The following is a 14,216-nucleotide window of genomic DNA, read 5'->3' on the forward strand; positions in this document are numbered from 1 at the left end:
TGCTCGCCTACGAGCAGGCGCGGTCGGCGATCTGCTCCAGCGGAACGGCATTCGCCATCGCCTGGTAGCCGGCGAGGTTGAAGTGCAGGTGGTCGGATCCGTCGTAGGCCGGATTGATCCGCGACGGGTCGGCGGGGTCGCGGACGGCGGCATCGAAGTCGACCACCCCGTCAGCCGGGCTGTCCTCCCGGATCCATGCGTTGGCGGCCTGACGCACCGCCTCGCTGCCCGGAGGCGCAGCGGAATTGCCGCCGGCCGGGGTCAGCGTGCCCTGCAGCACCCGCAGACCCCGAGAGTGGAGGCGGTCGATCACGTCGCGATATCCACCGGTGAGCTGCTCGAAGGTGGCGTTCGGGGACATGAACAGGTCATTGATCCCTTCGAGCCAGATCACCGTCGTCACGCCCGACTGGGTCAGCACGTCGGCGTCGAGCCGCCGGAACACCGCGGCACCCTGAACATCCGGTTGGCCACCGACCGCCGAGTCCTGCAGCACGCGGTTGCCTGCGATACCGAGGTTGAGCACCGACAGCGGGCGGTCGGCGGCGGCCAGCCGGCGGGCGAGGTCGTCGGGCCAGCGCCCGTCGGCATCGATGCCTTCCAGGGTCTCCGGCGCTCCTGCCGGCACCGCTTGGTAGCCGTCGGTGATCGAGTCACCGAGTGCGACCACCGCGCCGTCCGACATCGGCGCCAGCACCTCGACGCCGCTGACGAACGGGCGGCTGGTGGTGCGCTGCGTGAACGCGTCGCCGTCGACGTCGCCGGTGTGGTCACCGGCACCCTCGGGCGTGAGGTAGGACGTCTGCCGTGCGACCGCGTGCTCGGTCGGCTTACCGATGTCGCCGGCCACGTGCAGGCTCACGGCCAGCGGCTGGAAGGCCTGAATCGCGACGTCGACCGGGTCGCTCAGGACGTCCTGCCCGGGAGCCACGGTGACGCTGCGGTTGCCCGCGAAGACCAGCGGCGCAACGGTGTTCGGCACCAGCGCGGGCCCATCTGCGCGGCGTGCGACGGTCGCCTGCGCAAACGTGACGGGAACGGTGCCGAAGCGGTTCGACAGCCGGATCCGCGCCGTCGTGCCACCGAACGTCGGGGTGAGGATGGCCCGAATGGTCTCGTCCCGCACCACCGACTTCGGGTTCATCGACAGGTCGAACCGGTCCATGTCGTCCGTGCCGCGGGAGGCATCCGACGGGGCGGCTGCCCACACACCGAGCCAGTCCTGAGTGGAGCAGCTGGGCAGTGGCTCCGCCGTCGCCACGCCGGGTGCGAGTGGAACGACGAGGCCGGCCACGACGGCCGAGACGGCAAGGCGCCCAGCCCGGTTCACGAGGTCGCCTTCGGTGCGGTCGCGCCGGCGTCGTCCATACCCGGTTCGACGTCGAGGATGTCACGGTGGAAGAAGTACATGTACCCGAAGTAGACGCCGCCGGCGAGGATGAGGGCCACGACGATGAGGACCGGAATGGTGTTGTCTCCGGGCGTGACGAGCACGAACAGGACCAACGCCTCCCAGATCAGCGCGGCCACCGCGACCGGCATCTCTAAGCGCCCGAGGCTGAAGCCACCTTCCTTGTGTTCCAGGCGTTTACGCACCGCCAGGTAGAGGATGACGATGCCGGTGTAGATCAGCGCGGGCAGAATCGTGGATCCGACGATCAGCGGGATCAGTGCCTCCCCGGGGAGCCCGACCATCAGGACGACACCGACGGCGAGGATCAGCAGCGTGGCCGGGACTGGGGTTCGGGTCTTGGGATTGACCTTCTTCATCAGCTCGTGCGCCGGGAACCGCTTGTCGCGGGCCATCGCGAACACCTGCCGTGCACACGCGGCGATGATCACCATGCCCGCGCCGAACATCGCAAAGGCCAGAGCCGCCAACAGGAATCGTTCGGCAATCACCCCGAACTGGCTGCGGATGATCTCGGCCACCGGCGACCCACTGGACGTCACCCCGGGGATGTCCTTGATGGCGATGGTCAGGACGATCAGGAACAGGAACCCCAGCGCTCCGGCTGCGACCACCGAGGCCACGATCGCGCGGGGAACGCTCTTGAACGGATCCTTGGCTTCCTCGGCCAGGTTCGCCGCGGAGTCGAAGCCGACCAGCGTGGTCAGGCCGATGATCATGCCGGCCATCAACCCGCCGCCGATGGCGAAGTAGTTCGGCGAGTCGGCCGCGACCCCACGCGAGGTGAGGTTGGACAGATCGCCGCTCCCGGTGAATGCCATCACGACCGCGAGTCCGACCACCAAGACCACGATGATCGCCAACTCGATGCCCACCGCACTCGACGTGATCATGCCCAGCAGCTTCGTCGAGGCGATCACCAGGATCGACTGGATGATCAGTATCACCACCGTGAGGATGCGCGCGGTGTCCTCGTTCTCCGCCATTCCCACCAGCGGCATGAACGCCTGGCTGGCCAGCGCGTTGTCCAGTGCGACCACCGCGATCGCCAGGTACCAGAACGTCAGCCAGCCGAACAGCCAGCCGATCTTCGGGTTGGCCAGCCGCGACGCCCACTGGTACGACGACCCGCTGAGCGCGATCCGGGCCGCGAACTGCGCCACCACCAGGGCCACCAATGCCTGCCCGACCGCGGCGAAGATCCACAACCAGATGCCGACCGGTCCGGAGTTTCTGAGGACGTCGTCATAGGTCGCGAAGATGCCGACCGCCACCGAGATGAACGCGAAGGAGACCGCGAATATCTGGAAGCCACCGAGGGTGCGCTTCAGTTCCGGTTCCGAGCCGCTACCCCGATTCTCTTCGGGTGCAGCTGAGGAGCTGGCCACGTTCTCTGCCGTCATCGACGTTCCGACCTTCCGTGGCTGGTGGTACGAGACATTAGAGGACGGCCGGGACCTCCGGTGCGGAATTTACTTTCACGTCAATGGGCCGTGTCGGCTGCCGCCGTAACCTTGGTGGGTGATTGCCCGCCGCGTGACCCAGGTGACCCTCGTCCACGACACCGTGGCCAACGAAGGGCATTGGCACGTGGAGTGGAGCGAGGTCCGTGGCAAGAAGGCCGCACACCTCACCAAGGACCACGGCACCGAGACCTCGGCGCGGCGGCACGTCCAGGGCCTGCTCGAGATGCGCGCGTCGGGACTTTCGATGGACGCCGTCTACAGCGAACGGCTGGGCTCCGACGGCGCCTGACCTCGACTGGCGGTTCCACGGTTTCGTATTCAACCGAAGGGTTGACTACGACTGCTACGGCGCGCAGACTGTTGTTCAACCAAACAGTTGAGGACATGTCGTGACGGATGAGATCTCGAAGGCCTTTGCGGCACTGGCCGATCCATTGCGACGCGACATGGTCGCTCGCCTGACGATGGGCGATGCCACGGTCACCCAGCTCGCCGAACCGTACGACGTCAGCATTCAAGCCGTGTCGAAGCACCTCAAGGTCCTCGAGGATGCGGGCCTCGTCAGCAGAGGCCGTGCCGCGCAGACCCGTCCGGTGCACCTGGAGGCTCAGGTCTTCGAGTTGATGACCGCATGGATCGCGCGATATCAGCGGCAGGCCGAACAGCGGTACCGGCGCTTGGACGCCGTGCTTGCAGAGATGACGGACAGCGAAACCACGACACCTCGAGGAAGGGGCAAGGCATCATGACCGAGGGACGGGCCGTCATAGAGGCCGACCAGAACGTTCCACTCATCCGCATCACTCGCGACTTCCACTGCACGCCAGCGCAGTTGATGAGAGCGCACACGGATCAAGAACTGTTCAGCCGCTGGATCGGACCGGACGGCATGGACACCAAGATTCTCGAGTGGGACGTGCGAAACGGTGGCAGCTGGCGCTACGTGGCGTCGCGAGATGGCGAGGAGTTCGGCTTCCGGGGCTGCTTCCACACCGTCGGCCAGGACAAGATCGTGCAGACCTTCACCTTCGAGGGAATGCCCGATGACGTCGCCCTGGAGACCCTGTGGTTCGAGGACCTCGGCGACGGTCGCACCCGGCTGCACGCGCAGTCGCTGGTGGACAGTTTCGCGGGCCGGGACGCGTGGCTGGCCTCGGGCATGGAGACCGGCGTCGACGAGGGCTATGCCAAGCTGGACGGTCTGCTGGATGAGACGCGGGCGTAGACCGGACGACGCTACGCCTGGTCTGGCGCCGGACTCGAGTAGTCCCACGACAGCGTCTTGACGGGAGTCATGCGGATGTAGGCGGCGCCCGGCCTCGGCTCGGTGGGCCATTCGGACTCCGGCACGCCGCGTGCCCGGGCGCCCTCCCTCGCGAGCTGGAGTGCCTCGTCGGATTCACGAACGATGCGGGCGTGACCCTGAAGCATGACGCCCTTGATGTCCGCCATGCTCGAGCCGTCCTCGAGCAAGATGCTCACGCTCGGGTTGCTCTCGACGTTGGCGACCTTGCGTGTCCCGTCTCGCACACCCATGACGACGTCGCGGTCGAGGCGGAAGTATCCCAGCGGCACCGAGTGCGGGAAGCCATCCTTGTCGATGGTGCTCAGGACCGCCCACGATGGCCGGCTATCCAGGTACGCCGCAACTTCTTCGTCGGTGAGTTTTCGTGGCATGAACGAGGGTAGCAAGCGCGAAATCGCCAGTGTGCGGAACGGTTCAGGCATCGATGCTGAGCATCGGATGGACGTCGACAGGGGCGCCGGCGGTGGCGCGCGCCGCCGGCAGTGCCCGACGTCACCATCACGAGGTGCAACGCCAGTTCGTCTAAGTAGGTGACGCCGAACGCAGAACCCGCTGCGGGGCAGACGAAGGGGTTCATCGTGGAACTCGCAACCCACCACCGCATGTTGTTCGACCTCGACGTCCGGCACCCGTCCCCGCCGTCGACGCGATCGCACGGCCTGAAACGCCGGGGCGGCGGATCGAGCCTCGCGTTCGCCATGGTGGCGTGGTTCGCGGCGATGATGCTCCTGGTCGCCGAGGCGGTCGCGATCCTGGCGGTGGCGATGCCTGCTCACTCCTCGGCCGCCCCCGCGCACGGCACCGTCGAGGCCTTGCGTGCCGAGGATCAGTGCACCGTGAGCGCGACCCGGCCTGGGCGCCCGGTCACGCGCATCAAGAGCTTCGGTCACGGCATCGAGCAGGAAGTCGTCTACCTCCCCACCTTCATCGGCGCACTGTGTTGACCCATGCGCGTATCCGCGCGACACCTGGCGCGGCCCATCTCGACGAACCGACATCACACTTTCAGCGTCTGTCCCGTCATATGGAGCATGAAACCCTTCTTCCAACGCATCCTGTTGCTCTTCCTGTCCGCCGTCGGGCTGTCGACCGGTGTCTGGGCATACTTCTTTCCCCGCCACTGGTATGACGCCTTCCCCGGCATGGGGTTGACGTGGCTACCGCAGCTGGGGCCGTTCAACGAGCACTTCGCCACCGACACGGGCGCCATGTTCCTGGGACTGGCCACCCTGTCGATCGCGGCGTTCATCCGATGCCCGAACACCACACTCGTGCGCATCACGGGGGCCGCCTGGACGGTGTTCAACCTCTTGCACTGGGTCTTTCACATGCGGATGCTGCACATGTACGAGCCGCGCGATCAGATCCTCAACGTCATCGCGTTGAGCGCCCTCCTGGTCGTGTCCGGGCTTCTACTGTTGCCTGCGCGGCGCACCGTGCCTGCAGTCTCGAAGACGGTGTCCTAGCCCGGCCCGCGGCCATCCACGGTCGCCTCGGCGCCGCGGTCGTCCCAGCACGTCAGCTTGGCCGCGTTGCGCATCACCCAGAGTTGCGTGACGCGCCCGGCACGGACTTCGAGCGCCGCCACGGCGATCGTCGAGCCGTTGCGCTGCATCCGCAGCCCCGCTTGACCGTTGACGTTCACCACGGAAGTCTCGACGTCGGCTTCCAGGCGTCGAATCCCATTGAAATATCGAAGAACTTTCTCGACGCCCACGATTGGCCGCAGGGCAGCGCGCACTGTCCCTCCTCCGTCGTTGGTCACGGTGACGGTCGGGTCCAGTAGCGCGATCAGGGCGTTGAGGTCGCCGCGTTGGAAGGCGTCGGTCAAGGCAACCGTGGTGTCCGTGTGCCGCGCGCGATCCCGCGCACACTGACGAGAGGGCTCGACTCTGCGCCGAGCCGATACCGCCAGTTGCCGGCACGCCGCCTCGGACCGACCGAGGATCGCGCCGATCTCGCCGAACGGAACGCCGAAGACATCGTGCAGCACGAAGGACACCCGCTCTGCGGGCGTCATCGAATCCATTACGACGAGCATGGCCATCGTGACGAGGTCGTCGCCGACGACCACGTCGGCCGGATCCGTTGACGCGCCGGGCGTATCGAAGCGCTGCCCTGGAACGGGTTCGGGCAGCCACGGGCCGACGTACCTCTCGCGGCGATGCCGAGCAGACGTCAGGATGTCCAGGCACACGCGCGTGGCGACCCGCACGCACCACGCAGCAGGTGTGCGGATGGCATCGCGCTCATCCTCCGGCAGTTTGTACCAGCGCAGGTAGGTCTCTTGCGCAACGTCCTCGGCGTCTGCCATCGAACCGAGCAACCGATACGCGACGTTGATCAACACCGTGCGATCCACGCGGCGCTCCGCGAGATCGACTGCGACGTCGGTCATCGGGGTCAACACCGCAACTCGTGCAGCGGCGTGATGCGCCATGCGGGTGTCGACGTCGGGGTGACTCGGTCGACCAACGACGGCTGCTGAACGTCCGGTTTCACCGGTATCGGCGAAGCAGGCGGGATGAGTGGCATGGAACCTCCCTGGTTCGGTGCGTACACCCTCATGACACCGGCGAGGGCCGAAGTGTGACAGCACATCGCCGGATGTGGCAGAGGTCACCACCGCCTCACGATCAGACGACCTACGGCGTCACATCCGATGACCCGGTCACTGCACTGCGGCCAATTCCCGACAGGGATGCCGGCGACCGACCGTCGCCGTAGGAAACAACCGAGGAGACACGAGCACGATGCACATATTGGTCATTGGTGGCGGATTCGCCGGCGTGTGGAGCGCCGCAGCCGCGGCGCGCGTGGCAGGTATGAACGGGTCCGCCGGCACCCGCCCGCAGATCACCCTGGTGAGCGACAGCGACGAGTTGGTGATTCGGCCGCGCCTGTACGAGCGCGATCCGGGCCGGATGTCGGTGTCACTGGACCGCGTGCTCACGCCGATCGGCGTGGAGCGCGTCCGTGCGACCGTCACCGGGATCGACACCGCGACGCGCACGGTCACCGCCGTGGGTGCGGACGGGGCGCCTCGGGTCATGACATACGACCGGCTGGTGCTCGCGGCCGGCAGCCACGTGGTCGAGCCGACGGTGGTCGGACGGCAGTTCCTGTTCGACGTCGATACGATCACCTCCGCAGACGCGCTCGAACAGCACCTCCGGGCGCTGCCCGAGGGCACCACCAAAGACGGCACGTACAGCGCCGTCGTCATCGGCGCAGGGTTCACCGGCCTGGAGGTGGCCACCGAGCTGATGGGACGACTACGGGAGTTCGCGCACGCGAAGGGCGCACGGGCACGTGTCGTCCTCGTCGATCGGGCTGGCGAGGTCGGTCCGCAGCTCGGCGACGGACCTCGTCCGTACATCACGTCAGCCCTCGAGGACCTGGGCATCGAGGTTCGACTGGGAGCCACCGTCAGCGAGGTCACCGACACACACGTGCGTCTCGACGACGGTGAGGTCATCCCTGCGTCGACGACCGTCTGGACCGTGGGAATGCTCGCCAGTCCCCTCACCCAGATGATTCCCGGTGAACGAGATGCCATCGGCCGCTTGATCGTCGACGACAACCTGCGGGTTCCGACGGCCCCGGACGTCTATGCGGCAGGTGACACGGCGGCAGCGCTCGTCGAGGACGGGCGCGTCGCCATGCAGAGCTGCCAGTACGCGACCCCCTCGGGCAAGTTCGCGGGCCACAACGTCGCGGCCGACCTGTTGGGCCTCGAACCGGTTGCCTTCGCGCCCAATCCCTATGTGACATGTCTGGATCTCGGTCCGGCCGGGGCTGTACTCACGACGGGCTGGGAGCGTGAGATCCAGGCGACCGGAAGCGATGCGAAGGCCCTCAAGCACCGGATCAACACCGAGTGGATCTACCCGCCGGTCGACGACGCAGCGATCATCCTGCAGCAAGCCGACTACCGCTTCACCTGGTCCATGGACTGACCCGGGATACGGACCGGCACCCAGTCGGCCCGGACGGGTCATCGGAAGCCGTCGCACGCAGCGCTGCCCTGCGTGCGACGGCTTTCTACGTGAAGAACGCATCCGAGGTGACTCGCACCACCATTGCCGTCCAGAACATCACGTGTCCAACCTCTGGATCGTCAAAGCGGTAGCAGAGAAACAGGATTGACAATCGCACCTAGAGGAGGCGCGCCATGACCCTCGCCCTTGACGTCGACGACCCTGGAGATCCACGCGACGGGTTCGCCGAACAGGCACTGCCGATGCTGGATCAACTGCATCGGGCCGCGTGGCGGTACACCCGCAACCATGCCGACGCGGAGGATCTCGTCCAGGAGACGATGCTGAAGGCATACCGCAGCTTCGGGCAGTTCTCCCGAGGCACCAACATCAGGGCATGGCTGCTCTGCGTCATGACCACGACGTGGATCAACCGCTACCGGAGCATGCAGCGGCGGCCCACGGAGGTGCTCACCGGCCATCTCTCCGATCTGGAGTTCAACTCAGCGGTGCGGCAATCGTCGGTCGCCTCGCCATCCGCCGAACTGACGGCTCTCGAAGCACTCGGCGACGATCGACTCAGAGCCGCACTCGATGCGTTACCCGAGGGGCAGCGCACGGCGATTCGCTACGTCGACGTCGAGGGATTCCGGTACGCGGAAGTCGCGGTGCTGCTGGATATCCCGGTGGGAACCGTGATGTCGCGACTGCACAGAGGCCGACGCACCCTGCGGCGCCTCCTCGGCGACGAGGGACGGGGTGGTGGCCATCCGGTCGTGCACCCCGCCGCCTGATGGGCTCGAAGACTGCCATGCGCCGCACAATCGCTGCCAACGGAAATTACCCATCTGACCCGCCGGTTATACCCATCAGAACGCTCACCTAGAGCGAATGAGGGAAAGAGGAAGACCATGAAGAAGTTCGGATTCGCCAGCACCATCGCCGCAGGTTTCGCCGCCGCCATGTTCGCCTTGGCAGCCCCGGCCTCCGCCGGCATCGACCACCACAGCTGGATTCACGACAATCAGCAGCAGGGCAACGTCGGCTCCGCCCAGTCGATCGTGGGCAACGGCCGCTAGGTCAGTCGCGCAAGGAGGGGCATCCGCTACGGCGGGTGCCCCTCCTTCGTGTGCGGGTGTTGCGCCGAACTGGAGAGTCACGTCGTTGCGCGGGCGCGATCGCGACAGTGGCTTCCGTCTCGACGCGGAGATCGCGAGAGTTGCTTTTCGTAGACGCTCACTCGCACTTCCTCGCCACAACGCAACTCTCGCGAGTAGCTTCCGCCGAACTGGAGAGTCACGTCGTCGAACGGGCGCGATCGCGACAGTGGCTTCCGTCTCGACGCGTGGCAGCGAGAATCGCTCTTTGCTGGCGCGTCCGGCCCGACGGCCCGTGATGCGGACGGAAGCGCACGTGTTTATGCCGCCAGCGCTCGTGTGCAAAATGTTTGCATTCCGGTTCTAGAGTTTGCCGCGTGGCGCGCGAAGTAGGTCCCGACGGACCCCCGAATGATCCTTCCCATCCGGAGAGCGAGCCGACGCAGGCGCTCAACCATCCGCCGAGCGAGCCGACCGCGTGGAGCGAGCCGACCGCCTCCCTAGGTGACTACGGGGACTACGGCGAGCACGCCGAATACGAGCAGGAATCCGTCCCCTGGTACCGCAAGCCGGCCATCCTCGGCGCCATCGCCGTCATCGTGATCGCTCTCGCGGTCGTCGGCTACGCGCTCGTCTCGCTCACCGGTGGCGAGGAGCCGATTTCGACCACGTCGACCACGTCGACGACGTCCACCTCGTCCACCACGGCGACCACGGCGACCACACCGTCGACGTCCAGCTCGGCGGTGGCGCCGACCACTGCACAGTCCAGTTCGGCCGCCCCGGGACCGACCGGTGGATCGCAGACGGTCACGCGGACCGTTGCGCCGGCTCCGACGACCGAGTACGTGCCGGCCCCGCCGACGGAGACGACCTACGTGATTCCGAGTACCGCCACCCAGACGGTGATCGTGCCGCCACGGCCGTTGCCCGACGGGGACGACGGAATATTGGCCCCGACGTATACGCCCATGCCCGGTGAGAACGGTGGCGGAATCAACCCCGATTACCCGCCGATGCCCGGCGAGAACGGCGGCGGGCTTCCGCCGGTGATCGGCGACAGCGGCGGCGGGGACGACGGGTAGCAGGGCGTCGATCACCTCTTCTCGGCGGCACCCCCCTCAAAGGACGACATGACCAACGACATCCAGGTGGCCGACGCGCCAGAACGGCGCGACGGCGCCGCAACGCTTCTGATCGGTCAGCGCGTGCGGGCCGGCCGCGAGGACGACTACGTCGATTGGCAGGAGGGCCTGGGCGCGGCGGCCGCCCGCTATCCCGGCTTCCGTGGCGTCGACCTGCGCCGGCCGACCGCGACGGAACCGGACTGGGTGGTGGTCTACCGGTTCGACTCGGTGGCCAACATGCAGAACTGGGTCAACAGCGCCACCCGTCAGGAGTTCCTGGACCGCGGCGCCGACCTGTTCGACGGACCCGGCACGCAGCAGGTGATCGCGCAGGACGGCAAGGTCGACGACACGTTGGTCAGCGTCGTCGTCAGCCACCGGATTGCCGACGATCAGGTCGAGGAGTTCCTCGACTGGCAGGCCGAGGTGCGTCAGGCGGAGAGCGAGTTTGCGGGGTTCCGCGGGTCGGAGGTCTTCCGCCCGGTCGCCGGCGTGCAGGACGAGTGGACGATCAGCTACAAGTTCGACGACGCCGAGCACCTCGATGCGTGGCTGACGTCGGATCGTCGCCGGCAGTTGCTGTCCGACGACCGGTTCACCGACTTCACCATGCGCAGGATCGACCACGCGTTCGGCAACTGGTTCGACTACGGCGACACCGACGCGCCGCCACCGTCGGACTTCAAGACCTCGATCGCGGTGTGGATGGGTCTGTATCCCACGGTCGTGTTCCTCACTTTGCTCACCGCGCCGCTGGGCATGCCGCTGTGGCTGGGCATGCTGGTGGGCAACCTGCTGTCGAGTTTCGTGATGAGCTACGTGACGATGCCCTTCTACGGCAACCCGATCCTGCGGTTCTGGATGTCGCCGGCCAAGAACGCGCGCCAACCCCTCACCAACGTCAAGGGTTTCGCCCTGGTGTTGGCGATCAACGCGGTGTGGGCGGTAATCTTCTACCTCGTCACGGTGAAGTTCTGGACGCTTCCGTGACAGCGGGATCGGGGCCGCCGCGCCACATCGTGGCGATCCTGCTGTGCATCATCCCGTTGAGCCAGATCCCACTCGACGTCTACACCCCGGCACTGCCGCAGATGGTCACCGACCTCGCCTCGACCCCGGCCGCGCTGCAGGGCACCGTCACCGTCTACATGCTCGGTCTCGCCATCGGCTTCATCCCGGTGGGCGTGATGGCCGACGCGTGGGGTCGCAAACCGGTGCTGCTGACGTGCCTCGCGGTGGTGGTCGTCACCAGCGTGCTGTGCGCCATCGCGCCGAACGTCACCTTCCTCCTTCTCGCGAGGTTCCTGCAGGGCCTTGCCGCGTGCGCGTGCATGGTGCTCTCCTATGCCGTTGCCGCGGACTGCTTTCGCGGGGCCAAGCTCACCTCGGTGTCGGGCATCCTCGGGGCGGCGTGGGGTCTGGCGCCGGTGATCGCCCCTGCCGTCGGCGGCGTGCTGGTGCAGTACACGACCTGGCGCGTGGTGTTCGGTCTCGTCGCCGTGCTCGCCGCGCTGGTGGCGGTCCTCGTCGCGACTGCCATGCCCGAGACGCTGGAACGCGGCAACCGCACGCCGATTGCGGTGCGCGCCACGTCACGGTCGGTCGTTCACACGGTGCGCAATCCGATCTTCGGATGCTTCGTCTTCGTGTTCGGACTGCTGGCAGCGGCCCAATTGGCGTTCGGCGTCGCGGGCCCGTTCCTCTATCAGGAGGGTCTGGGTTTCGCGCCCGCGGCCTACGGCGCCATCGCGCTCGCGGTCGGTGCGGCGAACCTGTTGGGCGAGTTGGCGTGCGGCTACTTCGCGGTCCGTACGAGCACCCGGCGGTTGGCGTTCAGCGCGCTGGCCCTGTTCGGCGCGGGCACCGCCGTACTCGTCGTGTCGGCGCTGACCGTCGGCCTCGACGCCTGGGCACTCACCATCGGCGCCGCCCTCGCGCTGGCGGGATGCGGCGTGCTGTGCCCGCAGATGTACGGCCTTGCGCTGGGTTTGTTCACCCGCAACCTCGGGCTCGTCGGTGGCATCGCCAGCGCCGGCTGCTATCTGATCGTCAGCGTCGCGCTCGCCGCCGTCGGCGTACTACCCGAGAACGACCAGGGCACGCTGGGCTGGCTCTACGTCGTCTGCGGCGTCGCGGCCCTGGTGCTCCTCCTGTGGGCGACGTCGACGCGCCGAACCGCCGAAGCGGAAGCCCCGGCCGGGGACTCACCGACACCGACGGGACGACACGGTTCATGATGCCCGCCGTCCCCTTTCTCCACCGATTGGTGGACACGGGAATTCCACCGGCCCCTCCACCGATCACTTGACGGACGACACGCCGCGGGTACGGCAGTGTTGACCTCGTTCGACAGTCCGGGTGGCACGAAACGCTCTGTTCAACCAGCTGATCCAGATACGACAATCGAGGAGCATCCATGACGCAGGTCCATCTCGGCCACGTCTTCCACATCGCAGGGAACCCGCTGGTGACCGAGGCCGCTCAGGCGCTCGTCTCCATTCCCGACGGGGCCCTGGTCGTCGACGACGACGGCACCATCGTCTTCTGCGGTGACCGCGACTCGCTGCCCGGTGAGTACGCCGCGACGACCGTCAACGACCACCGCGGCGGCTACGTGCTGCCGGGCTTCGTCGACACCCACATCCACTTCCCGCAGACCTACGCCGGCGACTCCTACGGCGGCGGCCAACTGCTCGAGTGGCTCAACCTCTGCATCTTCCCCTCGGAGAGCAAGTTCGCCGATCCGGAGTTCGCCGGTCAGGCGGCCGTCGAGTTCTGCAATCGACGCATCGCCGCGGGTACCACCGCCGCGATGGTCTTCGGGTCGGCATTCCCCCACGCCCAGGACGCGCTGTTCGAACGCACCCGGGAGGCCGGACTGCGGGTGGTCAGCGGTCGGGGCATCCAGACCGTCGGCGGTGAGACCGCGCAGCCGCTGATCACGTCCGAGGAGGAGGCCATCCGCCTCACCCGCGCGGAGATCGAGAAGTGGCACGCCGCCGACACCGGCGACGTCGACACCGCGCTGCTGCACGTCGCGATCGTCCCGCGCTTCTCGCTGTCGGTGACCACGGAGACCCTGAAGAACCTCGGCGACCTGTACGACGAGGTGAAGGACCGCGGGGTCTACGTACACAGCCACCTCAACGAGAACAACCGCCCCGGCACCGGCGAGGTCGACACGACCAAGGAGGTGTACCAGGTGAATTCGTACCTCGACACCTACGACGGGAAGTTCCTCCCGGGCTCGAAGGTCGGCGGCAAGAGCCTGCTCGGCAAGCGCACCATCCTCGCGCACTGCGTGCACTGCCAGGACGTCGAACTCGAGCGGATGGCCGAGACCGGCACGTCGATCTCGCACTGCCCGGTGTCTCAGCTGTTCCTCGGGTCGGGCACCATGCCGTGGAAGCGAACCGTCGCCTCGGGGGTGAACATCTCCTCGGGTACCGACTTCGGTGGCGGCGACGAATGGCTGATCTCCCGCGTCCTCGGTGATGCGTTCAAGCAGCACATCACCGAACCGGGCGACGACGGCGTCTCGATGCACCCCGCCGAGATGTTGTTCGTCGGCACCCTGGCCGGCGCCCGCGCGCTGGACATGGAGAACCGCTTCGGCAACTTCGACACCGGCAAGGAAGCCGACTTCCTCGTCATCGAGCCGGAGGACGCGCTGAAGGGGTTGCTGGCCAACGCCTATCGCGCCGACGATGCCGACCTCGCCCGTGACCAGACCCTCTTCGCGCTGCTGATGGGCCTGCGCGAGAGTTCGATCGCCGAGGTGTACGTCCGGGGACGAAAGCTCGACGCCCTCGCCGGCAACGGCTGATCA

General features: G+C 67.0%; 16 protein-coding genes. 12 read left to right on the forward strand and 4 right to left on the reverse strand.

Annotated elements, in window-relative coordinates:
- Positions 1-7: 7 nt before the first annotated feature.
- Positions 8-1,330 (reverse strand): SGNH/GDSL hydrolase family protein, encoded by a 1,323-nt coding sequence (locus AC1MEY_RS23470; protein ID WP_480227770.1) that lies wholly within the window; start codon positions 1,328-1,330, stop codon positions 8-10.
- A complete protein-coding gene (locus AC1MEY_RS23475) occupies positions 1,327-2,814 on the reverse strand; it encodes an APC family permease (RefSeq protein ID WP_480227771.1) in 1,488 nt (495 codons plus the stop codon). Before AC1MEY_RS23475 ends, AC1MEY_RS23470 begins: the two co-directional genes overlap by 4 nt.
- Positions 2,815-2,932: 118 nt before the next feature.
- On the opposite strand from AC1MEY_RS23475, the gene AC1MEY_RS23480 reads away from it, so the two are divergent.
- From AC1MEY_RS23480 to AC1MEY_RS23490, 3 genes are all read left to right on the forward strand, one after another.
- Positions 2,933-3,166: a hypothetical protein gene (locus tag AC1MEY_RS23480; protein WP_480227772.1), complete on the forward strand. Its 234-nt coding sequence runs from the start codon at positions 2,933-2,935 to the stop codon at positions 3,164-3,166.
- Between the two features lie 100 nt (positions 3,167-3,266).
- On the forward strand, positions 3,267-3,626 hold the full coding sequence (locus AC1MEY_RS23485) for an ArsR/SmtB family transcription factor (RefSeq protein ID WP_480227773.1): 360 nt from the start codon (positions 3,267-3,269) through the stop codon (positions 3,624-3,626).
- Positions 3,623-4,102: an SRPBCC domain-containing protein gene (locus AC1MEY_RS23490; RefSeq protein ID WP_480227774.1), complete on the forward strand. Its 480-nt coding sequence runs from the start codon at positions 3,623-3,625 to the stop codon at positions 4,100-4,102. Before AC1MEY_RS23485 ends, AC1MEY_RS23490 begins: the two co-directional genes overlap by 4 nt.
- A gap of 11 nt (positions 4,103-4,113) precedes the next feature.
- Here the strand turns inward: AC1MEY_RS23490 and AC1MEY_RS23495 are convergent, their stop codons facing one another.
- Positions 4,114-4,605, reverse strand: coding sequence for a pyridoxamine 5'-phosphate oxidase family protein (locus AC1MEY_RS23495; RefSeq protein ID WP_480227775.1), 492 nt, complete (start codon positions 4,603-4,605; stop codon positions 4,114-4,116).
- 156 nt (positions 4,606-4,761) lie between these two features.
- Here AC1MEY_RS23495 and AC1MEY_RS23500 point away from each other — a divergent pair, with 156 nt between their 5' ends.
- Both AC1MEY_RS23500 and AC1MEY_RS23505 read left to right on the forward strand, forming a co-directional pair.
- Positions 4,762-5,127, forward strand: a complete 366-nt coding sequence (locus AC1MEY_RS23500) for a hypothetical protein (protein WP_480227776.1) — start codon at positions 4,762-4,764, stop codon at positions 5,125-5,127.
- Positions 5,128-5,214: 87 nt separating this feature from the next.
- Positions 5,215-5,649 (forward strand): hypothetical protein, encoded by a 435-nt coding sequence (locus AC1MEY_RS23505; protein WP_480227777.1) that lies wholly within the window; start codon positions 5,215-5,217, stop codon positions 5,647-5,649.
- On the opposite strand, the gene sigJ is transcribed toward AC1MEY_RS23505, so the two are convergent.
- Entirely contained in the window at positions 5,646-6,581 is a 936-nt protein-coding gene (gene sigJ / locus AC1MEY_RS23510; RefSeq protein ID WP_480227778.1) for an RNA polymerase sigma factor SigJ, read from the reverse strand. The two genes, AC1MEY_RS23505 and sigJ, sit on opposite strands and share 4 nt — an antisense overlap.
- Before the next feature lie 355 nt (positions 6,582-6,936).
- On the opposite strand from sigJ, the gene AC1MEY_RS23515 reads away from it, so the two are divergent.
- The 7 genes from AC1MEY_RS23515 to AC1MEY_RS23545 all read left to right on the forward strand — a co-directional run bounded on the left by AC1MEY_RS23515 (position 6,937) and on the right by AC1MEY_RS23545 (position 14,213).
- Positions 6,937-8,142 carry an NAD(P)/FAD-dependent oxidoreductase gene (locus tag AC1MEY_RS23515; protein ID WP_480227779.1) on the forward strand — a complete coding sequence of 402 codons (1,206 nt, stop codon included), beginning with the start codon at positions 6,937-6,939 and terminating at the stop codon, positions 8,140-8,142.
- 215 nt (positions 8,143-8,357) lie between these two features.
- Positions 8,358-8,957 (forward strand): sigma-70 family RNA polymerase sigma factor, encoded by a 600-nt coding sequence (locus AC1MEY_RS23520; RefSeq protein ID WP_480227780.1) that lies wholly within the window; start codon positions 8,358-8,360, stop codon positions 8,955-8,957.
- Positions 8,958-9,074: 117 nt separating this feature from the next.
- On the forward strand, positions 9,075-9,242 hold the full coding sequence (locus AC1MEY_RS23525) for a hypothetical protein (protein WP_480227781.1): 168 nt from the start codon (positions 9,075-9,077) through the stop codon (positions 9,240-9,242).
- A 395-nt stretch (positions 9,243-9,637) separates the two neighbouring features.
- Positions 9,638-10,345 carry a hypothetical protein gene (locus AC1MEY_RS23530; protein ID WP_480227782.1) on the forward strand — a complete coding sequence of 236 codons (708 nt, stop codon included), beginning with the start codon at positions 9,638-9,640 and terminating at the stop codon, positions 10,343-10,345.
- A gap of 48 nt (positions 10,346-10,393) precedes the next feature.
- Complete coding sequence (locus AC1MEY_RS23535) at positions 10,394-11,377, forward strand: antibiotic biosynthesis monooxygenase (protein WP_480227783.1); 984 nt, start codon at positions 10,394-10,396, stop codon at positions 11,375-11,377.
- Complete coding sequence (locus AC1MEY_RS23540; RefSeq protein ID WP_480227784.1) at positions 11,374-12,624, forward strand: multidrug effflux MFS transporter; 1,251 nt, start codon at positions 11,374-11,376, stop codon at positions 12,622-12,624. The genes AC1MEY_RS23535 and AC1MEY_RS23540 overlap by 4 nt, the downstream gene beginning before the upstream one ends.
- A 179-nt stretch (positions 12,625-12,803) precedes the next feature.
- The gene (locus AC1MEY_RS23545; RefSeq protein WP_480227785.1) at positions 12,804-14,213 is read left to right on the forward strand and encodes an amidohydrolase family protein; all 1,410 of its coding nucleotides are present in this window, start codon (positions 12,804-12,806) and stop codon (positions 14,211-14,213) included.
- The last annotated feature ends 3 nt before the right edge of the window (positions 14,214-14,216 follow it).

This window comes from Mycobacterium sp. PTI7 (assembly GCF_056679845.1).

Bases quoted from the DNA above. Each gene is read 5' to 3' on its own strand.
- AC1MEY_RS23475 (WP_480227771.1), bottom strand. From the start codon at position 2,814: ATGACGGCAGAGAACGTGGCCAGCTCCTCAGCTGCACCCGAAGAGAAT.
- AC1MEY_RS23490 (WP_480227774.1), top strand. From the start codon at position 3,623: ATGACCGAGGGACGGGCCGTCATAGAGGCCGACCAGAACGTTCCACTC.
- AC1MEY_RS23495 (WP_480227775.1), bottom strand. From the start codon at position 4,605: ATGCCTGAACCGTTCCGCACACTGGCGATTTCGCGCTTGCTACCCTCG.
- AC1MEY_RS23505 (WP_480227777.1), top strand. From the start codon at position 5,215: ATGAAACCCTTCTTCCAACGCATCCTGTTGCTCTTCCTGTCCGCCGTC.
- sigJ (WP_480227778.1), bottom strand. From the start codon at position 6,581: ATGACCGACGTCGCAGTCGATCTCGCGGAGCGCCGCGTGGATCGCACG.
- AC1MEY_RS23515 (WP_480227779.1), top strand. From the start codon at position 6,937: ATGCACATATTGGTCATTGGTGGCGGATTCGCCGGCGTGTGGAGCGCC.
- AC1MEY_RS23520 (WP_480227780.1), top strand. From the start codon at position 8,358: ATGACCCTCGCCCTTGACGTCGACGACCCTGGAGATCCACGCGACGGG.
- AC1MEY_RS23525 (WP_480227781.1), top strand. From the start codon at position 9,075: ATGAAGAAGTTCGGATTCGCCAGCACCATCGCCGCAGGTTTCGCCGCC.
- AC1MEY_RS23535 (WP_480227783.1), top strand. From the start codon at position 10,394: ATGACCAACGACATCCAGGTGGCCGACGCGCCAGAACGGCGCGACGGC.
- AC1MEY_RS23545 (WP_480227785.1), top strand. From the start codon at position 12,804: ATGACGCAGGTCCATCTCGGCCACGTCTTCCACATCGCAGGGAACCCG.